The following is a 19,886-nucleotide window of genomic DNA, read 5'->3' as shown; positions in this document are numbered from 1 at the left end:
TTGTAGAGCATTTCTGGGGCTTTTAGTCTGCTCTGTTTATCTGTAATTCTCTATTCATTACTTTGACTTTTTTTAGGGCTTGAAAAACTTTATCAGGCATTTGTTTTGGCAGATCTACTAGGCTGTAATTTTCAAATATTCTTATTCTTCCTATTGATCTCCCTTTCAGTCCTGCTTCGTTGGCAATTGCTCCAACTAGATTTCCAGGCTTAACCCTATCTCGGTGTCCAACTTCAACCCTGAATCTGTCCATTTCATCTTCAAGCCTGTTGTTATCAAAATCACCTCTTCTACGTTGCTTGAATTTATTATTATCTCTGCGATCATTTCTTGTATTCCTTTGAGCTGATTGTCTGATCCAATCCTCATTCCCTTTCTCAAGGAGTGCATTAAAACCAACTGCTAAATTTAATGCGGCAAGTGTTAAGTCTTTTGGATCTATATCTAATTCTTTTTCAACATTTTTTATTAATTCTTCTAAAATATTTGCTTCTTCTGGGTTGTCTCTCTCTGTTGAGGCGGCTTTTATTAATTTTGCTTGTAATTTCTTAATTCGGTTATTGTTGATAAGGTCATTGTCTGGAATATCCATTTTTTCAATTGGCTGACCTACCGCTCTTTCAAGATTACTTAAAAATGATCTTTCTCTTGGATTAACAAAAAGAATTGCTTCACCATTTCTTCCTGCACGTCCAGTTCTGCCAATTCTATGAACATATGCTTCGCGATCAAATGGCATATCGTAATTTATTACTAAACCAATTCGATCTACATCAAGACCTCTTGCTGCGACATCTGTAGCTACTAAAATATTGATAGATCCTTGTCTTAATCTTTCAACAGTTCGTTCCCTTTGATTTTGAGGAATATCTCCATTTAAAACAGCTACGTTATATCCATATGATTCTAATTTTTCAGCTACTACGATTGTAATAGCTTTTGTTCTAGCAAATATTATTACCCCTTCTTCTGATACAGCTTCAAGTACTCTTTGAAGTGCATTAACTTTATAAACATTTTGAACGCTTATATACCTTTGCCTGATAAGCCTTTCTTTCAATTCAGTTGCTTTTATAGTTATTTCTGCAGGACTATTTAAATATTTTTTTGATAATCTTCTGATCTCAGATGGCATTGTCGCTGAGAATAAAACTAGTTGTCTCTCCTCTGGCAATTGTTCTAAAATCCACTCAACGTCATCAATAAACCCCATCCTTAACATTTCATCAGCTTCGTCTAGAACTAAACAACTCAGATGACTAGTATTTAGAGTCTTTTGACGCATGTGATCCATGACTCGTCCCGGAGTCCCTACGACTACATCGACTCCCCTCCTGAGAGTGTTGATTTGATTTCGGAAATCAGAGCCTCCATATATTGCAAGCACTTTAAAATGCGGATGACCTGCCGAATATGTTCGAAATGATTCAGCTACTTGCATAGCCAACTCGCGGGTTGGAGCAAGTACTAAAACTTGTGGATGTCCTACATTCTTTTTCAACCTCTCTAGGATTGGTAACGCAAATGCGGCGGTTTTCCCTGTACCGGTTTGAGCTTGTCCAACTAAATCTCTACCAAGAAGCAATTCAGGAATTGCAGCTTTTTGAATCGGAGTAGGCGATGAGTAGCCTTTATCAGAGATTGTTTGAATTAGTTCTTCACTAAAATTAAATTCAGAAAATCCATTTTCTGAATTTTGCTCAATTTCCTCTAATATTTCCTCAGAAGATTCCTCGAGAACATCTTGTTCTACTGGACATGAGGAATCCTCATGTGGATTTTTATTTGTCATCTAATAATGGTTGCCTTTTTGTCCTTCAAATTAGGCAGGCAACTTCCGATCGGTGTATAACCGTGCTTTGCTGACTCGCCTTGTTAAAGGGATATAAATTCACTTTATCATTTCAAAAATCCTTTTAGGAAAAAGTTGAGCACATATTTAAAAGTCTTCTTCTTTATTGGTAATTACCATTAATTGTTTTTTTGCGCGAGTTATTGCTGTGTAAAGCATTCTTTTTTCATAATCATCAGAATAAAATTTATTGGAAGTCTTCTCTTCTGAAACTTTTGAGGTCGTTGGCCAAAGTAAAAGAACTTGATCAGCTTCACTCCCTTGTGCTTTATGAATTGTCATTGCATATGCCGCATCATATCTATTTAACCTTGATGGGTTTATTAGTCGAGTTACTAGCCTTTGTTCCTCAGAAAAAACATTAAATAAAAAACGTCTTTTCTCACCGTTGCCAATAATTACCCCAACGTCTCCATTCGCTAAACCTATTTCAGGTTGATTACTTTTTGCCATTATTGGTGTTGCCTCCCCCCACTTATGTACTTCCTTCTCAAATCTCTTTCCTAAAAGGAACTCGTGGATTTTTTTTACACCCCAAGGCCCATATCTTTGCGGACAAAGTATAAGAAGATTATCTATGAATTTAAAGAGTTTTTGTATCTCAACTGATTGATCTACCTCAATCATGCTTGATTGCCAGGCTTCATCTGGAATATAATTGATACAATTTTCTGTTAATTCTTTAAGCTTCTTTCTATAGCTTACAAGAGTCCTTACGACAGGATCTGGAATACTTTTTATGGATGAAAGGTAATGAAGTGTATTTGTTGAATCTTCTTTCTTTGAAAGCAGCTGCCAAAAGGCGTCTACTCCTTTATCTTTTAGTATATTTCTTAATAAAGCGATATCTCCTTTATTTCGGTATGACTTTGTTAGTTTGACTGAGTTAGATTGAAAGTTTGTTTTAGTTTCTTTCTCTTGCAAAATTTGCCATATGCCACCACTTCCTATTGGTAATAATTGGTCAGGATCACCTACTAATATTATTTGACATGATTTTGTTAATGCATCGAGCAAACCATTAATGGTTGATAAATCAACCATTGACATCTCATCTATGACTATTAGGTCTAATTTTAATAGACGTTGAGAGTTTCTTCTGAAGCCATTTGGTCCTGCTTCTAACCATTTATGTAATGTTTTAGAAGGAATGTTAGAAAGCTTATCCTTTATAGGATCATCAAAATCTTCAATTCCTGCCTGAATAGTATCTTTTAGTTTTTTTGCGGCTTTCCCTGTTGGAGCAGCCATTGCAATACTAAGAGTTGGATTTCTTGTTAGTGCTTCTAAAAGCATTTGAAGTATGGTACTAGTCTTGCCTGTGCCTGGGCCACCACTTAATAAGATGATTTGTTCACTCTTAACAAGGTTAACAGCATCTATTTGTTGAATATTTAGATGCTCTAGATTCTTAGCTTCAATTCGAACAGGTAATTCTTTAGATAGGTGATTAATAGGTTGATTCCTTAATAATATTTTTTGAATGGTCTCAACTATCTCATTATGTGTACGCCGCCAACTAATCAAATCTCCATTTAAAACTATTGGGGAGTTATCTCCTTTAGTCCAGCCACTCTCTAATAATGCTTTCATATGATAGCTGGGCCAATCTTTATATTTAAGTTCAAGATTTTCAGGGATTTTCTTCATGTCTATGTAAACATCGCCTCTTGATAATCCATCCATTAATACATTTACAATATCTATTAAAGCTTCATTAGACTCTATGGGTGGGTAATAGCGAATTAGGGTAGCTAATAATGCTTTATTTAAATCAGTTGAAAAAATTTTTTCCAAGGAATATCTCATTTCTGTTGTCTTTTAATCAACAAATCTAATTTTTTTATTCTTTCAATAGGAGCAGGTTCAACAATTAAGCCTGGAGTCCATTGAGGAAAATTCTTTTCTTCTAACTCTTCTTTATCTGGAAGCCCTCTCAAAAATACGTAAATGTAACCTCCAAGATGTTTTTGAGGTGAATAATCGGGGAGCCTCCAATTTAAAAATCTATGTAAAGCAAGTAAATATATGTGGGCTTGTAGTGGATAGTGATGATGGTACATTTCTTCATCCATTCTGGAAATTGAATAATTTGAGGGACCACATGAAGAACGATGCTCTTTTGATAGTGAACTTCCTATCCAGTTACTTTTCCAATCTAAAACCCACCATTTAGCTATTTCATGATTTGGATTGTCTGCAAAAACTTGGTCTATGGATCCGGTTAGGAAACCGCTGCTATGGATTTTTAGATCTATCAGTTTATTTATGTAGTCTGAGCCATATTTATTTTGAACATCTTCTTTAAATATTGATGATAATTCGAGAGTATTAATTGGATTCGCTTCATGACAAATCGGAATATCAAATTTTAATTCTTTGATAGAGCTTTTAGTATTTAAATTTTTCATTTTAAATTTACCTAAAGGACCTCCTAAAGGGATATTTGCAATTCTCTTTAATAAAATATTAATTGGTTCAATAAATGAATTACTTATATTAACTATATTTAATTCTTCTTCTATTATAGTTGAAACTTTTAGTTGATTTTCAATATCATTGAAATCTATTCTTTCAAGTATTTTATGAAGACAAGTCCCTGCTATAGGTCCCTTTGGAAAATCACCAATAGGACTTTCTTTAGACCATCCTTGATCTTCTAATCTGTCAATACTTTGATCTTTGTCTACAAGTAAGTGATCAATTTCTTGGAAAGACATATCCTCAATTTCACCCTTAAATGCATGATCTTCATTTAACTCATCCGATAAGTCTTTTAGAATTAATTCGTCATTTTTTTGTGTTATCCATTTTGAAAAACTATACCTTCCCCAACTATTTTCAAATTGATGGGTAGGAATGGCTCCAAGCGATAATTTGACTTCACTTTTAGGTTGAGACCATGTCTTACTTGTTTCAATTGTTTTTATATCTTGAATATCAACTTTTAGTTCTCTTTTCATGAATGAATTTTCCATCATTTCCTTTGTATGGTCTTCTATCTTTAGATTTATTGATTCAGAGCCAAATAAAAATCCTGAAAGAGGGTTCCCTTCTTGACCAGCAGCATTTGCCCACAGGACTATTAATTGTTTTTTAGCTCTTGTAAAAGCAACGTAAGCTATCCGCTCTGCTTCATTTAAGGATTCTTTTCTAATAAAATCTTGGTATGAACTATATTTTTTATTCCATTTATACTTTTTAGAAATCAATAGATTTTGATTATCTTTCCATAAAAGACTTTTTCTATCTGGAGGCTTTTGCCACAAGTATGGACAAATCACTATTTTAAATTGAAGTCCTTTACTCTTGTGAATTGTAATTATATTTACAGAGCTATTACTAATGGCACTGTTAGGTTGATATTCTTCAGGTATTTGCTCAATTGACTGGAACCTTTGACTACTAAGCCATTGTGATGCTCTTAATGCATTAAACTTCTGTCGATGGATTTGCTCATCTACTAACTGAGAGCTTTGGTAAAGATCACCTAATAAAGTTCCTCTATTAGAAAGATCAGCTATTGATTTCCCTTCAAGAAAGTTAGACAAACAGCCTAATAATCCAATCGTTGGAAATAATTTTGAAAGTTCATAGAACTTCGAAGATAATGAATCAAAATCGCCATCAATTTTTGATTTGATAAGTTTTTCCTTTGTCCATTGCATTAGCTCAGAACAAGCTAGTAGAGCAAGTTTTTGTTGATTATGCGGGCTGACGATACAGTTAATGAAAATCTGTAGGATTTGAGCACCCTCTCTAGTAAATATATTTTCATTACTCAAGAGTTGCGAAGGGATTCTTATTTTTGATAAATAGCTATGGATGTTTTTAGCTTGATCGTGTCTATTGACTAATATGCAAATATCTGAGGGGTTTAAATCTTTGGGATTATTGCTTAATAGCTCTAACAAATAAGATCCAATAACTTTCGGAATTTTATCCTCTATTTTGCTTTTTGAATCTAATTTTATTCTTTGATCTTTTACCTTTTGATTAGTATCTATTAGATTTAATATCTTAAAAGGTTCTTTTATTCCATTTAGTTCTAGTAGATCTTCTTGTGAACATGGATTAAGTTCTTGAGTTGATAGATTTGATCTTATTAAACCATCAAGGAATAATTTATTGAGTGTTAAAATTAGAGATTTTGTACTTCTATAATTAGCATTCATTAAATGAATTTGATCACAAGCTTCTCTTGCTTTCATATAGGTATTTAAGCTTCCACCTCTGAAACTATAGATTGCTTGCTTTGGATCTCCAATCATTAGTAATAGATGCGATGATCGGTTACCAAAGGCTTTTTTTAGTAATCTTAATTGGACTGGGTCAGTATCTTGGAATTCATCAATTAAGGCTACTTTATATCTTTGCTCTAGATTTTTATAGATATTATTATGATTAACTTTATCTTTAATTGCATTACTATTTTGGTTTTTAGGATCTAATAATTTAAGTAGATCAGAATAATTTATTAAACCCTTTTTAGATTTTCTTTTTTCAAGTTCTCTTTTAGTCCATAATAAAGCATGCTCCCAAACTAATTCCCCTGGACTATCATATAAATCTCCTATAATATCAAGAATTGGCTCCATTTCTTTTGAACAAGCATTAATTTTATGCTTCATATCTAGTTGGTAAATATTTTTAGGATGAAAATATTCATTTATAAGTTTTTGATTTTGAATATCTTCATATGATGGTCGCTTTTTCTCTTTATATTCTTCAATCCAGTTACTTAAAAGCTCATAACGATTTTTTCTGGGCTTGGATGAGTATGGCTTAGTATCTTTGATACCCTGAGATCTTAGATCCTTAGCAATCTCTCTGAAGCTATCTTCAAGCTCCTGGCCCTTTTCTTCCCATATAGTCGTAAATTTTATCCATAATGATTCACTATAGTTGTTTAATTGACTTGAAAGACTTTCTTCTATTTTTAAGTCATTAAAAGTTTGTTTAAAACTATTATTTGGGTCATTATCCAATGAACTAAGAACATCAATCAAATTCTTACGATTAAAATTACTTTTAAATAAACCTTTCAATTCTGAAATTTCTATTTCTAATATTTCTTTTTTCCAATATTCTTCAACAATTTCATTTATTAGTGAGTATGAATCTTTTTCGATGGTTGGGTTTAAATTATTTCCATTCTCAATAGCTTCTCTACGAAGTGTTTTACTGCAAAATCCATGAATTGTTGTGATATCTGCATTGTCAATTCTCTCTAATGCTTCTAAGAGTAGTGATGCTATATATAAGGCTTTTTCTTTAGATGTTATATTTAAGTCAACCCATTCATTTAGTACATTATCTATCTTATAGGGCTTTACGTTTGTATTTATTGATTCAATTATTTTTAAAGCAAGAATTAATCTTTCAATAATTCTTGCTTTTATTTCTGATGCTGTTGCTTCTGTAAAGCTAACAACTAGTATTTCGTTTATTGAATATTCTTTTTCAGTTAATAACCTTAAGACAAGATGAGAAAGAGAAAATGTTTTCCCTGTTCCAGCACTTGCTTCTATTAGACGTATTCCATTCGATAAAGGATATTTATTCGGTTGAAAAAATTCTATATTAGTCATATTTATTTCTTAGGTATAATAATAAAATAAGAACTAACCATTTCGCTTTCAATTATTCCTTGATATTGATGTTTTAAATTGTTTATAACTAACATTTAGGATCTCCAGTCTAAATATTTTATTGTTTTTATAATAGCTGGCACTTCTTTGATATATTTTTTGTATTCAGGAAATTTAATTTTCAACCTTTCTTCTTCCTTCAAGGCTTTTATTTTTAAAATGTAAGCTAATGATAAGAGTAGAGATAGATGTATTAGACTCAATGAAAAAATACATATTCCTAATGAAATATATAATAATCCCTTATAAAGTGGATGCCGAACATTTTGATATGAATTATTTTTTATAAGACTCGCTTCATTCATTGGGTAAGGTAGCGGTGTTAGATTTTCTCCTAAATCTATGAATGCTTTAATGACAATGAATAGACCTAGAATTGAAATTGCTAATCCAATAATTATACAAAAAGCATTTATTGAAAATGGGATTTGCTTTATTTCTGGGTAGGGAGGTATTAAATGTAGGAGAATTAATACGATTTGAGAAAATAAATACCACTCTCCTTTTGAATTATTAAATAGCCCCTGCTTACTAAATCCCCATTTTGATAAGAGATTTATAATATCCTTAAACAGATTTCTTTTAAGCTTCATTTTAGTTGCTAGTTAGGTGGTGTTTTTGAGGATTGGTTCATAGAGAGTCATCAACACATCATTAAATGATTCAAAGTCTAAAAAAGTAGAGGCTTTGCATTTTTTGCCAAAACAAAGTTCCATCGCTAGTGTCTCTCTTTCTCCTTGCCTATATAAATCACCTTCCCATTTTTTTTGAAATAAATCTTGCTCATTCTTATTATTGTCTTTTGTAGCAAGGGCATAATCCATGCCACTTTCTGGTGGTATGGGCCAACAATTATTTCTTCCTACGGTTGCTAATTGATGTATTTGGCTTAAAATTTTTTTCGCTTCTTTTGTATTGATTGGTAATATCTCCTTGCTTACTTCGAATTGAATTGTTTTTCTATGATCTGTTTTTTTAGAAATTATCAGTGTTTTATAATTAAATGAACTATTTGCAGATAAATATAAATGATTTAGCCATCCATTCATAAGGGTTTTATATTTTAAACTTCCAACTTCAATCTGTATTAAATTCTTCCCTCCAAAGTAGAATTCACCCTCTAACTCTTGCATCTCAATACTCCTTTTCGTGATTTGCCCGGTAGCGTATATTGCTGATATTAAATTATTCCACCGCTCCTGAAGAAGATCCTTCTCTATTAATCCAGAGCCTTTTGGGGGGAAAACACCTTTGCCAGAATAGTTCTCTTCCCAGTGGTTAGAGTCATTTTTTGTATGGTTAATATTTAAGAGATCACTACTTTGAAGTCGATGTTTTAGAAGTTTATATCTTTCTAATTCTGAAAGCTCCAGAAAATCATTGTCTTCAATAAGATTGACAAATTCTCTTGATTGAATTTCATGCTCTTTTAACCATGTTATTTGCGGATTGAGTAACCATTCTTTGGTTTTCTCGAAGGAATAAGATTTTAATTTGCTTACGTTTATTTCTTTCATCTTTAGCGGTAATGCTAGTGAGATATTTTTAGTCGGGATTGCTTTTTCAAGCCATTCTCTAGCTTCTAGATTCTTCCTATCACAACTCATGATTTGTGAATTTTCTGTTTTTATAAAGTTGAAATGATCAAGAGGATTTGCTGGTGGCTCAATGAGAATATCTTTAAAGGTATTGTCTCCTAATTTAATTTTTAAGTAATTCAGCCATTGTTGAATAGGGCTTGGAGGTTCAAGATCTTCTCCTGTCTTTTCATCTTTTGAATTCCAAGAAACCAAAAGATTTTGACGAGTTGAGATTAAAGCTTCTAACAATGAATAGCGGTCTTTATCATATTGATTTGGATCTCCAAGCTCTCTTTTTCTTTCTAGGAGATTAAAACTTCTTCTATTCTCTATTCTTGGAAAAGTTCTACTTTCTAGTCCCATGATGATAATGATTTTATGAGGGATTGCTCTCATTGGTTCTAAGGCACTGATCGTAATTTTCCCTGTTCTATGACCAAATTTGCTATTTGTAGAACTTAATGCCTTGGTGATAATATCTTTAACTACTAGACAATCAATTTCTAGTTCACAATTATCTGTTATGAGACCCCAATTATTAACAACAGTTAGTAGTTGTTGCTCTTCCCATGCCCATTCTCCACCATCTCCAAATAAATCCTTTACGAGCGATGTTATAAGTTTTATCCATTCTTTACATGAACGTTTACTACGAATCGCATCGATATAATTGCAAAGTTTTGAAAGTATACTCCAAGCTTTTGTAAACTCTGCACTTGAAATATTTTCGGAATAAGGGGAGATATGGCTTATTCCATTAATTGGATTATCTGGTAAAACAAGACCAAGTAGAAACCTTTCTAGACACCAACATAGGCTATGAGTTTCTTCCCCATATCTTTCTGAGGAATCAAGTCCCCAAGTAAACCCAGCGGATTGAAGGCTTTTGATTATGTCACTCACCTCGTCAATACTTATATTCTGTTGCGTTCGTAATGCTGGATTAATTAATAAGTTTTCAAAAATTGATGCGGTTAGACGAGATACGGAAATCTCAAACAGATTTAACACAAAATGTATTAAACCTACTTTATCTTCTTGACTTTTATCTGTGATTACCCAGGGTAGCTGAGTAGTATTTTTATCTATATTATTAAATACTGAGGTAATTATTGGCGCATAGCTATCAACTTGTGGTGTCATTATTAAAATGTCTCTAGGTTGAATTTTTATGTCATCGCTGAAGAGCTGTAATATATGGTCTCTTATTAATTCCACTTGTCGATACTTTCCTGGAGATTTAAGGAAAAGGAGTGATTTGTCAGATTTTTCTTTAGTTAAAATATTTTCACTTTTTGTTGATAATAATTCTTGTTGTAGTTGTTCTAATAAATTTGGTTTGTTCCCTTTATTAGTGGCGATATCTGCTGTAAGAGAAAAAATATCTTCCTCGTTTCTATCTCCCAATTGATATTCACCACTCCCTTCTAGTAACTGTTGATATTCAGCCCCCATCCGTCCAAGGAAGGCTTCAAGTCTTGGAGATTCTAGTAACCATTGCCTGTCGGGAGGAGTATTCCATGTGTTTCTAAATTGCAGTCTTCTCGCTTCACATCTTTGCCAAAGATCATTGCAAGGGGAAATTATATAAATTTTTATATTTATTACCTTTGAAAATGCTTGAATTAAATCTATTTGCAATGGTGCAAGACTACTAAGTCCATAGACGTATAGATTTTTTGGATAATCTAGTTTAGAAATATCATCTTTCTTTAAACGTTTAATAGCTTTTTCGACTTGGATGCAGAACGGATCTTTGTTTATCTTTTTATATAATAAATTAAATAATATTTCTTGCCAAAGGATATTTTTATTAACACTAATTTCTCTAGATTTTTTCTTCATTTTCTTGCTTAACCATTGTTTGATAATTTCAGGTCTATAAAGTATGTAATCATCAAATGTCTCTGCAATATTGTTTGCTAGATCCCATAACTTCAGATTAATTTGCGTATCTTTTTTATCGCTTATTTCTAGCCAGGAACGAATTACTTGGGCTTCTTCCACTTTCATTAATTCTGGTAATAATTCTAAAATATTCCAAACAAGTTGATTCTTTTCCCATGGATCTTTTTCATCAGGATCAATACCAATAATTCTCTTGACTAATCTTTTTAAATATGTACCAGGGAAAGGGTATTTAACTAATGCATTGATATTATTAATTATTGAAAGTTTTTCACTTAGCCATCTGCTTGAAGGCCATGTACTTACGATAATATTAACTTCTTCTGTTATTTCAGGAGGGTTTAATCGGAGTTCCTGTCCAAGTATCTCTGCTAACCATTCAGCTTTATTACTTCGATAAATTGTTAGCAAGAGTCAAAATGCGATTTAAAAATCTTTAAAGTAAGAAGTTGTCTTTTCTTGGATTGATAATTAGGCTTTTCATTTCTTTTACTGCCTGAGATAGACCTACTGAAAGGGCTCTAGAAATAATTGTATGGCCAATATTTAATTCTTCAATCCCTTCAATTGCTGCAATTGGTTCAACGTTTTGATATGTCAATCCATGCCCTGCGTTTACTCTCAATCCATATGATTTTGCTTTAGCTGTGCTCTCTTTGAGAATGGATAATTCCAAATCTCTTGCCTTTTTTTTTGTGATTGCATATTTACCTGTGTGTAGTTCAACCCAGGCGGCCTTTACTTCAGCGCAATTTTCTAATTGAGCTTGGACTGGATCAACAAAAAGGCTAACTGGAATGTCCTCACCTGACAGACGTTGAATTATTTCCTTTAATTTTCTTTTGTTTTTAATGACATCGAGTCCTCCTTCTGTCGTGACCTCTTCCCTTTTTTCAGGAACCAATGTAACGATATCTGGCTTGAGATTAAGTGCTATTGAAGTCATTTCTTCAGTTGCAGCCATTTCAAGATTTAGTCGAGTATGTACAGTCTCTTTTAGAAGATTTAGATCTCTATCTTGAATATGCCTTCTATCTTCTCTTAGATGAACAGTTATTCCGTCAGCACCACCTAATTCCGCTAAAAGAACCATTTTTACTGGGTCAGGTTCAAATGTCTTACGAGCTTCTCGGACATTTGCTATGTGATCAATGTTTACGCCAAGACTTGCCATAGGTATTTAAAATATACTTTGATTGTATTCATCAAAAGCAAAATAAGGTTTAGCCGCTGGAGTAACTGCCCAGTCCAACTGTTAATAATAAAGCTTTCGGAGTTAACTTCATTACATAGTTTGATAAAGAGGGATTTTTTGCCCCTTCTTCATAGAGAAAAAAAAATCTGCCTTGGAGTTGATCCTTTCTGGAGTCGCTTGGCTATGGTTGCGACTCAGGATATTGCTTTGAACAATTTTTTTCGAAGAAGAATAGTTATTGGTGGTGAAAATTTACCTTTAAGTGGTTCTGTTGTACTTGCTCCTACTCATAGATCTAGATGGGATGCTTTGATGTTGACTATGGCTGCTGGGAGAAGGATTACAAATAGAGATTGTAGATACATGGTCACCAGATCAGAAATGAGAGGGGTACAAGGTTGGTTCTTAAACAGGTTGGGTTGTTTCCCAATTGATCAAGGAAGACCTTCTTTAACTACTCTTAGATATGCAGTGGATTTGTTGATTTCAAGTCAGCAATTAGTTGTATTCCCAGAAGGAAAGATAAATCGACTTGGCGAGCCTGTAAAACTTAAAAAAGGCCTGATTCGCTTAGCTCAACTAGCCTCTAACAAAGGATTGGAAATTAAAATTGTTCCTGTAGGTTTGGCCTATAGTGACGTTATCCCAAAGTTTTATGGATCTGCATCAATTTGTTTCTCTAAACCAATAATTATTTCGAGGGATTTTAAGCAACCTACAAATGACTTTAATATTGAACTTTCCAAAAGTATGAGAAGTGCCGAGCAATCGGCTTTGTTAGCTGTTGGTAGAAGATAATATAATTTATTTAATTGATTCTCTAGCATTCACATTGAATTTATTACCTCCTAATTCACTTTAATTTTTTATTTGAAAATGATTACAGCCAAAGAAGTTACTCTTTTAATAAAGCAATCACTTCCAGATGCTCAAATTGATGTAATAGATATGGGAGGAGGTGATCATCTTGAAGTAAATGTAGTATCTGCAAAATTCGCCGGCTTATCTCTTGTACAGCAACATCAACTTGTTTATGGTGCGTTAAAAAATGAATTGAGAACCGAAACAATTCATGCTTTGGCCTTGAAAACCTCAACACCTCATTAATTTTCTCGTTATGGATTCCAACACTCGCTCAAAGATTGAAAGCTTAATTAATTCAAAACCAATATTTGTTTTTATGAAAGGCAATAAATTGATGCCACAATGTGGTTTTTCTAACAATGTTGTTCAAATTCTAAATTCATTGGGGATGAGCTTTGAAACGTTTGATGTCCTTTCTGATATGGAAATCCGAGAGGGTATAAAAGAATATTCAAATTGGCCGACAATACCCCAAGTCTATTTAAAAGGAGAATTTATGGGAGGGTCAGATATTTTGATAAGCATGTATAACTCTGGAGAATTGAAAGAAAAATTAGAAATTGCACTAGCTTCATAACTTGTGACTTTTGATTTTTATCCTTGTTCTTTTTTGAAAAAGAGGTTATTAATGTCGCCATCAGGACCAACAAAGCTTGAAGGATCCATAATCCATCTATCAATTAATGCTTCTAACTTCTCTTGATCCCTAGAGTCTAATCGCTTGCAATTCCTGAGGGAATGCAAATATCCATCTGCATAGATCCTTAGCTCAGATGGACTATAGTATCGGCTTGTTAACTCTTGACAGGCATCACAAATTGATTGGAAGTGTTTTATGCTCTCTGGAGAATCAAAAGATGTCATGGTTTGCTAAGACAGAGACTATTCTTGATAGTCAGCGAACAGTTTGCTTTAATATCTTTTCCAGTCTAAGGGTCTACTTTTCTAAGTTGTGACATTAATACCTGCAGATCAGCTTGCCACTGAGCAAATCCAAGGATCTCCCACAGGTTCTTCTCCTATTCAAGCAACCACACAATCACCATCCAAGGTGCTTGTTGTAGAACCACATCCAACTCTCAGAACTGTTTTGGTTCAAAGGCTTAGGCAAGATGGACAGCTGGCCGCAGCAGTAGGTTCAGCTGAGGAGGCCGTTGACCTATGTCGAGACCAATCACCTGATTTATTAGTTAGTGCAGAGCTATTAGAAAAAAGCTCTGCTCTCCGACTGGCACAACAATTGGGATGTTCAGTGATTGTTCTAACAGCAAGAACAGGAGTTGAACCTGTTGTAGGCCTTTTAGATGATGGCGCTGATGATGTTTTAAGGAAACCTTTTGGCTTGGAAGAACTAGCTGCAAGGTGCAGGACTTTACTTAAGAGAGGAAGAATTGGTTTACAAGAACGTGTCGCCGTTGGTCCTCTTGAGGTTCATCTTCTTCTCAGACAGGTCACCTTGCGCGAGAAACCTGTAGAACTAAGTCCAAGGGAATTTGCTTTGTTGTGTGCCTTGTTGATGCCGCCTGGCATGGTAAGAAGCCGTCATGAGCTGCTTCGAATGGCTTGGCCACCGTTTAGCGGTGGTCCTCGCTCAGTTGATACGCAGGTTTTGACGCTTAGAAGAAAACTGGAACAAGCAGGTCTAGGTGATGGCGGAGGAATTACAACTGTTCGCCAGCATGGCTATAGGTTTAGTCTTGATAATTTGCCGACATAATTTCTAGAATTATCTTTGTAATTATTCTGGTAGCTCCCATTTGTTCATACCAAGCTTTGTGCCGATCTTGTGAGCACATGCATATCCACTGAAAGCCACGGCATTTAAACCTTGACCAGGGAAGCACGAATCTCCAACACAATAAAGTCCATTAATCTTAGTAGTGTTGAATGGCATAGGGAGAAGGCCTGGTAATCTCATTGATGGAATTGGTCCATAACTTCCTTTGTTTCTTGCAAGGAATCTTTTATGTGTTCTTGGACTTCCTATCTCTTTGTGAAGAATATTTTGACTTAGGTTAGGAAATAATCGCTCTAACTTTGAAATAAGTTTGTCCCCATCTTCTTTTTTCTTTGCAAGATATTCTTTATTGCTTAATCCATCCCAGTTATCTATTGAAGAAGGAGTAAAAGCATGAACAATATGGCTACCTGAAGGTGCCAATGTGGGATCTAAGAGAGTTGGTATTGATACGAAAGTAACTCCCTGTTCTTTGTCCATTTCTTCCCATTTATCGAGAAGTAGATGATGGCAATGTGTGTTAGCAGGTATAGAGTCTACATTTACTCCTAAATGTAGAGATAAGAATGAGGGGGAGGGGATGTATCTGTTTTCCCATTTTTTCTCAGAAGTTGGTTTGTTCTCTGTTGCTACAAGTGGACTCTTAATCCCCTGACCACCAAAAGTATCCCATCTTGTAGCATTAGAGACCACTGTTTTACTGAAAATTTCTTCATCATTTTCAAGGGAAACACCTATGGCATTTCCTTTCTCAAAAATTATTTTTTTTACTCTGGATTTATATCTGATTTCCCCCCCCAGATTTTTAATTCCCTTCACTAACTTTTCTGCAATAACTCCTACACCTCCTTTGGGATAGTTAATACCTCCATAATGCCTATCAGAAAAGACCATTCCTGCATTTATCATAGGAGTCAAGTTGGCAGGCATAACTGACCAGCAGAAACATTCAATATCTATAAATCTTAAAAGATCAGGATCTTTAATATATCGCATGGCAACATCACCTGCATTTACTGGCAACCACCTAGCCAATCCAAGACAAGATAAAGGTGATTTAAAAAAAACTTTCATAAGATATGCAGGATCCTCTATTGAAAGTAAAGGCATTGAATCTAGACAATTAAATACATCCCAACATGTTTCGTAAAAATGTTTTATTCCTTTCTCTTCATGGGGAAATAAATTTATTAGCTTGGTAATAAATTTTTGATAATCTCTATCAACTGAAATTTCTAATTGATTGGGTAGATGATATGCCAATTGTGTTGGGTCAGGGATCGTTTCACATTTTTGACCAACATCTTTAAGAGCTCGCGTTAGTAAATTTGTGTATCCCTTATTACCAAACCCAAAGATCATTGATGCTCCAACATCAAAAGTAAATCCTTTTCTTTTAAATGATCCACCACTTCCACCAGGAATCTTATACTGTTCCAGCACAAGCACTTTTGCACCTTTGCTTGCTAGTTGACTTGCAGTTACTAAACCACCCAGACCGGAACCAATAACTATCGAATCCCAATTACAAGAATCTTTTGTTTTATTTGATAATTGAGTCATAATGTGCGAAAAAAATTAAATGTTCGTAGGAGAAGAGCTTTTATCCAATAAAGTTTCCCGAAGCTTCTTTATTTGTCTCAAGGCTCTATCTCGATATTCTTTATATCTTTCACGTTTGTTGTGAACTCTAATATCGAGTTCAGGTAGTATTCCGAAATTGGCTGGCATTGGTTGAAAGTTCTTTTTATTTTTAACTCGTAAACTTGCTTGACTATTACTTACAAAATTTGTCAATGCTCCAATCATTGTAGACGATGGCAAAGTAATTGTATCTAATCCCTTGGCTAACAATGCGGCATTGGTTCCTGCCAACCAACCTCCCGCAACAGCAGCAGCATAACCTTCTGTGCCAGTAAGTTGTCCAGCAGCAAACAACGTTTTTCTATTTGTGAACTGGAGCGTTGGTTCTATGAGTTTTGGAGATTCAATGAAAGTATTTCTATGCATAACACCAAAACGAATAAACTCTGCTTTTGATAAGCCTGGAATCATCCTGAATATACGTTTTTGTTCTCCCCATTTTAAATTTGTTTGAAATCCAACGAGATTCCATAATTTACCAGCCTTGTCTTCTTGTCTTAATTGAACGACCGCATGGGCTCTTTTAAGCCTACGAATACTTTTGTCATTCACATCACCCCATCTAGGATCCCAAATTCCTATTGGCTTTAATGGCCCATAACGCATAGTCTCTATTCCCCTTTTTGCAAGTTGTTCTATGGGAAGGCAACCTTCAAAAAAATTAGCAGACTCTTTTTCAAAATCTTTTAATTCAGCTTGTTCAGCTTTGATTAATTCAGAGTGAAATTTTATATATGAGTCTTCATTCATCGGACAATTAACGTAATCAGCATCGCCTTTGTCGTATCTACTTGCCCGAAATGCTGTTAAAAAATCAATACTTTCCCCAGTAATTATTGGACTAGCGGCATCAAAAAAATGACATTCTTTTTCACCTGTAAATTCTTTGATGTCTTTCGCAAGCAACTCGCTTGTTAAAGGACCTGTGGCTAAAATTGTTATCTGGTGAGCCTTCGGTAGACAAGGACACTCATCTCTAATGATTGTTATTAGGGGATGAGAAGATACTTCATTTGTGATGGACAGACTGAATTGACTTCTATCGACTGCAAGTGCCCCTCCTGCAGGGACAGAGTATTTATCAGCATTGTTAATAACAATGGACTGTAATGTTCTTAACTCTTCTTGTAAAAGCCCTGCTGCTCTATCACTACTAAGCGCTCCAAAACTGTTACTGCAAACTAATTCTGCAAATTCTGATGTGTGGTGAGCTAGGGATTTCTTCTTTGGGCGCATTTCGAAGAGGGTTACTTTTATTCCTGCGCTTGCTATTTGCCATGCTGCCTCTGATCCTGCTAGACCAGCGCCTATTACCGTTACCGATGGATATTCTTTCAAGCTGTCGTGTTTTTCTTTTTAGAAGCTTAATTAAATAATATTCTCATGTCCCTCAACTATTTATTAAGACTTCAGAAATATCTTAAAAATCAATGAGGAAGGAAAAAAAATATCTTTTTATTGTTTTATAGTCCTCAAAAAGGAACATTAAAGTCATTAATGCTTCGCCAACATGATATTTTTCATATTGGACTATTAGATTGGTCTGAAAGGGGTCGCTAGCTCAGTGGTAGAGCATCCGGCTTTTAACCGGCTGGTCCTGAGTTCGAATCTCAGGCGACCCATTTTTTTTAAGACTATTTCTAGATAAACTGAAGTGATAAGCACTTCTGAGTTTTTGAAGAACTATTTTTTTTGGGCCCTCTTGATTTCGTGTCTTACTAATTCAGTTAATGCTGGGTTGAATAAGTTTACTAATTTGATTTTTGTTGATGATTGGCTTATAGAGAGAAAGGTTGATTTAACTATTAATGAGACACAATGCAGAGCATCAATACCTTCACATGCAAATTGGTTTGGAGCTCGCGTAAGACTTGGACCAGAAAATGAATTGATAGAACCTATTTGGATCTCTGTAAAGGCTAACCAAGTACTTGATTCAAAATTAGTTAAAATCAGAGAACTTCTTGATGATTGCAGGTCAGGACTACTTTTTCTACCTGAAAACCTATAAAGATATAGGACTAATGTGTTGATGAGAATATAAATACTTTCTCAAATTAAAGTTTGTTGCTGAATTGTAAATATAGTAATTTTTCCTTGTATGAAAAAACTTACAGTAGGAGCTGCAATTGCAATTAACTTATCTTTGTATTTTTGGGCTTTAATGGAGTTACCCTTTAAATTTTGATTAGGAAAAAAGGACAATAATTTTATTTACATAGCTATCTTTTTAAATTTTTAAGAACTTTATTTTTTAGATTTCAACAATTGTTCTTATGATCGTAGGTAGACGATATTTTCATTTTTTAAAAAAGTAGTTTTTTAGTTTTTGATTATCAAGCACTTTTTTAACTTTCATTTTTTTTTGCATTTTTAATCCTTTTTTCTTGCCTATAGCGGTTAAGGTCTTTATGAGTCATCAAATGACTCTTCGTTTTATGGGAATGGGGGTATGGTTAAGAAATCTTCTTCGATTACAAAATCCAATTCTAATTGGTTATGGAGGTGGGCAGAACCTGAAAGCGAACTCTCAGTAATTCCGAAATCAAAAACTAAACGTTTGGCCCAACAGGCAAAGTTGGCAAATGTTGATGCAGAGAGAGCCGTTACTAGGGCCTACCAAATTGAATTATCAAGAACGAGGGCAATTGGAGAGGCAATGTTTAAGTCTGGAAAAGCTTTGAGGTTTACTCTTTCTAGTTCTGGAAGGCAGTTAATACTCAGAACACAGGCAGCACGAAGGCAGTTTGAGCCAGGTTTCAGGGATAAAAAATAATTTTCAGATAGAATAAAATCTCTACAAAAAAAAACAATGCAGCTGTATATAGTTACTTGGAAATTCGAATCTTCTGAGGATCAAAATTATTCATCGGAAGCATTTGTAGATTATGTTGAAAGTGGAAAATCTGAGGATCTTATTGATGGCTATGAGAGAATTACTTGGGCACACACGCCACAAGATGGAACAGGTGTGATCATTTGCAGAGCTTCAAGTGCATCAATTTTATTTAAGGTTTTTGGATCCTGGAGAGATAAATTTGGAATGACTTGGGAGTATAAACCTGCCTTAACTACTGAAGAGTTTGTTCGTTTAATAAAAGAAAAATAGATTTAATTATTTTCCTATTATTGGTTTTAATTTATGTAAAAAATAAACTTCTGTCTAAAAATCTTTCAAGATTGTCCTATTCAACTTAGTCTTTTTAAAATTATCTTTGCATTTAATGCTAACTCATTTATTCTTTGCTTTAACTGCTAGTGAAATGGGTCTAAGTCCAACAATACTTGCATTGATAGTCGTTTCATCTATCGTGTTTATTGTCGGCTTTGCAAAAAGCTCAAGAGAGAATGAATATAAAAAATTGATGGATTCATTTATTGAAAGGAAAGAGGAGTCTGATTAATCATTCATTTATTCATATTAGTAAGAAGATCTTCTTACTAATATGAATTG

At 34.1% G+C, this 19,886-nt stretch carries 17 protein-coding genes and 1 tRNA gene; 9 read left to right on the top strand and 9 right to left on the bottom strand.

Annotated features, from left to right (window positions below; all coding sequences use genetic code 11):
* Positions 1-22: 22 nt before the first annotated feature.
* The 6 genes from PMN2A_RS06400 to PMN2A_RS06375 all read right to left on the bottom strand — a co-directional run bounded on the left by PMN2A_RS06400 (position 23) and on the right by PMN2A_RS06375 (position 12,165).
* On the bottom strand, positions 23-1,792 hold the full coding sequence (locus PMN2A_RS06400) for a DEAD/DEAH box helicase (protein ID WP_011294736.1): 1,770 nt from the start codon (positions 1,790-1,792) through the stop codon (positions 23-25).
* Positions 1,793-1,939: 147 nt separating this feature from the next.
* Positions 1,940-3,661, bottom strand: coding sequence for an AAA family ATPase (locus PMN2A_RS06395; RefSeq protein WP_011294735.1), 1,722 nt, complete (start codon positions 3,659-3,661; stop codon positions 1,940-1,942).
* Positions 3,658-7,443: a UvrD-helicase domain-containing protein gene (locus PMN2A_RS06390; RefSeq protein WP_011294734.1), complete on the bottom strand. Its 3,786-nt coding sequence runs from the start codon at positions 7,441-7,443 to the stop codon at positions 3,658-3,660. The genes PMN2A_RS06395 and PMN2A_RS06390 overlap by 4 nt, the downstream gene beginning before the upstream one ends.
* 95 nt (positions 7,444-7,538) lie before the next feature.
* A complete protein-coding gene (locus PMN2A_RS06385) occupies positions 7,539-8,096 on the bottom strand; it encodes a methyltransferase family protein (RefSeq protein ID WP_011294733.1) in 558 nt (185 codons plus the stop codon).
* A 12-nt stretch (positions 8,097-8,108) separates the two neighbouring features.
* Entirely contained in the window at positions 8,109-11,402 is a 3,294-nt protein-coding gene (locus PMN2A_RS06380; RefSeq protein WP_011294732.1) for an exodeoxyribonuclease V subunit gamma, read from the bottom strand.
* Positions 11,403-11,427: 25 nt separating this feature from the next.
* The gene (locus PMN2A_RS06375; RefSeq protein ID WP_011294731.1) at positions 11,428-12,165 is read right to left on the bottom strand and encodes a pyridoxine 5'-phosphate synthase; all 738 of its coding nucleotides are present in this window, start codon (positions 12,163-12,165) and stop codon (positions 11,428-11,430) included.
* Positions 12,166-12,303: 138 nt separating this feature from the next.
* Here PMN2A_RS06375 and PMN2A_RS06370 point away from each other — a divergent pair, with 138 nt between their 5' ends.
* The 3 genes from PMN2A_RS06370 (at position 12,304) to grxD (ending at position 13,627) form a co-directional block, all read left to right on the top strand.
* Positions 12,304-12,984 (top strand): lysophospholipid acyltransferase family protein, encoded by a 681-nt coding sequence (locus PMN2A_RS06370; RefSeq protein ID WP_011294730.1) that lies wholly within the window; start codon positions 12,304-12,306, stop codon positions 12,982-12,984.
* A gap of 78 nt (positions 12,985-13,062) precedes the next feature.
* Entirely contained in the window at positions 13,063-13,293 is a 231-nt protein-coding gene (locus PMN2A_RS06365) for a BolA family protein (protein WP_011294729.1), read from the top strand.
* A 10-nt stretch (positions 13,294-13,303) separates the two neighbouring features.
* Complete coding sequence (gene grxD / locus PMN2A_RS06360; RefSeq protein ID WP_011294728.1) at positions 13,304-13,627, top strand: Grx4 family monothiol glutaredoxin; 324 nt, start codon at positions 13,304-13,306, stop codon at positions 13,625-13,627.
* Between the two features lie 17 nt (positions 13,628-13,644).
* Here grxD and PMN2A_RS06355 read toward each other — a convergent pair whose 3' ends face one another.
* A complete protein-coding gene (locus PMN2A_RS06355) occupies positions 13,645-13,914 on the bottom strand; it encodes a DUF6761 family protein (protein ID WP_011294727.1) in 270 nt (89 codons plus the stop codon).
* 88 nt (positions 13,915-14,002) lie between these two features.
* Here PMN2A_RS06355 and PMN2A_RS06350 point away from each other — a divergent pair, with 88 nt between their 5' ends.
* Positions 14,003-14,767, top strand: a complete 765-nt coding sequence (locus PMN2A_RS06350; protein ID WP_011294726.1) for a response regulator transcription factor — start codon at positions 14,003-14,005, stop codon at positions 14,765-14,767.
* A gap of 21 nt (positions 14,768-14,788) precedes the next feature.
* Here the strand turns inward: PMN2A_RS06350 and crtH are convergent, their stop codons facing one another.
* Positions 14,789-16,351 (bottom strand): carotenoid isomerase, encoded by a 1,563-nt coding sequence (gene crtH / locus PMN2A_RS06345; protein ID WP_011294725.1) that lies wholly within the window; start codon positions 16,349-16,351, stop codon positions 14,789-14,791.
* Positions 16,352-16,366: 15 nt separating this feature from the next.
* The gene (gene trmFO / locus PMN2A_RS06340) at positions 16,367-17,770 is read right to left on the bottom strand and encodes an FADH(2)-oxidizing methylenetetrahydrofolate--tRNA-(uracil(54)-C(5))-methyltransferase TrmFO (RefSeq protein ID WP_011294724.1); all 1,404 of its coding nucleotides are present in this window, start codon (positions 17,768-17,770) and stop codon (positions 16,367-16,369) included.
* Positions 17,771-17,982: 212 nt separating this feature from the next.
* Here trmFO and PMN2A_RS06335 point away from each other — a divergent pair.
* The 5 genes from PMN2A_RS06335 (at position 17,983) to PMN2A_RS06315 (ending at position 19,836) form a co-directional block, all read left to right on the top strand.
* Positions 17,983-18,054: transfer RNA gene (locus tag PMN2A_RS06335), tRNA-Lys, on the top strand.
* Between the two features lie 80 nt (positions 18,055-18,134).
* Positions 18,135-18,443, top strand: a complete 309-nt coding sequence (locus tag PMN2A_RS06330; protein ID WP_225866299.1) for a hypothetical protein — start codon at positions 18,135-18,137, stop codon at positions 18,441-18,443.
* Between the two features lie 441 nt (positions 18,444-18,884).
* On the top strand, positions 18,885-19,208 hold the full coding sequence (locus PMN2A_RS06325; RefSeq protein WP_011294722.1) for a hypothetical protein: 324 nt from the start codon (positions 18,885-18,887) through the stop codon (positions 19,206-19,208).
* 36 nt (positions 19,209-19,244) lie between these two features.
* Entirely contained in the window at positions 19,245-19,541 is a 297-nt protein-coding gene (locus PMN2A_RS06320; protein WP_011294721.1) for a DUF3303 domain-containing protein, read from the top strand.
* A gap of 115 nt (positions 19,542-19,656) precedes the next feature.
* On the top strand, positions 19,657-19,836 hold the full coding sequence (locus tag PMN2A_RS06315; protein WP_225866298.1) for a hypothetical protein: 180 nt from the start codon (positions 19,657-19,659) through the stop codon (positions 19,834-19,836).
* Positions 19,837-19,886 lie beyond the last annotated feature (50 nt).

It is taken from the genome of Prochlorococcus marinus str. NATL2A, from assembly GCF_000012465.1.
Classification (GTDB): domain Bacteria; phylum Cyanobacteriota; class Cyanobacteriia; order PCC-6307; family Cyanobiaceae; genus Prochlorococcus_B; species Prochlorococcus_B marinus_B.
Note: the sequence above shows the minus strand (reverse complement) of the source record. Positions and strands in the feature narration are given on the sequence as shown.

What these genes read in the sequence shown, in the direction of transcription:
- PMN2A_RS06395 (WP_011294735.1), bottom strand. Translation starts at nt 3,661, where the DNA reads ATGAGATATTCCTTGGAAAAAATTTTTTCAACTGATTTAAATAAAGCA.
- PMN2A_RS06400 (WP_011294736.1), bottom strand. Translation starts at nt 1,792, where the DNA reads ATGACAAATAAAAATCCACATGAGGATTCCTCATGTCCAGTAGAACAA.
- PMN2A_RS06365 (WP_011294729.1), top strand. Translation starts at nt 13,063, where the DNA reads ATGATTACAGCCAAAGAAGTTACTCTTTTAATAAAGCAATCACTTCCA.
- PMN2A_RS06320 (WP_011294721.1), top strand. Translation starts at nt 19,245, where the DNA reads ATGCAGCTGTATATAGTTACTTGGAAATTCGAATCTTCTGAGGATCAA.
- PMN2A_RS06375 (WP_011294731.1), bottom strand. Translation starts at nt 12,165, where the DNA reads ATGGCAAGTCTTGGCGTAAACATTGATCACATAGCAAATGTCCGAGAA.
- PMN2A_RS06325 (WP_011294722.1), top strand. Translation starts at nt 18,885, where the DNA reads ATGGTTAAGAAATCTTCTTCGATTACAAAATCCAATTCTAATTGGTTA.
- PMN2A_RS06315 (WP_225866298.1), top strand. Translation starts at nt 19,657, where the DNA reads ATGCTAACTCATTTATTCTTTGCTTTAACTGCTAGTGAAATGGGTCTA.
- grxD (WP_011294728.1), top strand. Translation starts at nt 13,304, where the DNA reads ATGGATTCCAACACTCGCTCAAAGATTGAAAGCTTAATTAATTCAAAA.
- PMN2A_RS06355 (WP_011294727.1), bottom strand. Translation starts at nt 13,914, where the DNA reads ATGACATCTTTTGATTCTCCAGAGAGCATAAAACACTTCCAATCAATT.
- PMN2A_RS06390 (WP_011294734.1), bottom strand. Translation starts at nt 7,443, where the DNA reads ATGACTAATATAGAATTTTTTCAACCGAATAAATATCCTTTATCGAAT.
- PMN2A_RS06385 (WP_011294733.1), bottom strand. Translation starts at nt 8,096, where the DNA reads ATGAAGCTTAAAAGAAATCTGTTTAAGGATATTATAAATCTCTTATCA.
- crtH (WP_011294725.1), bottom strand. Translation starts at nt 16,351, where the DNA reads ATGACTCAATTATCAAATAAAACAAAAGATTCTTGTAATTGGGATTCG.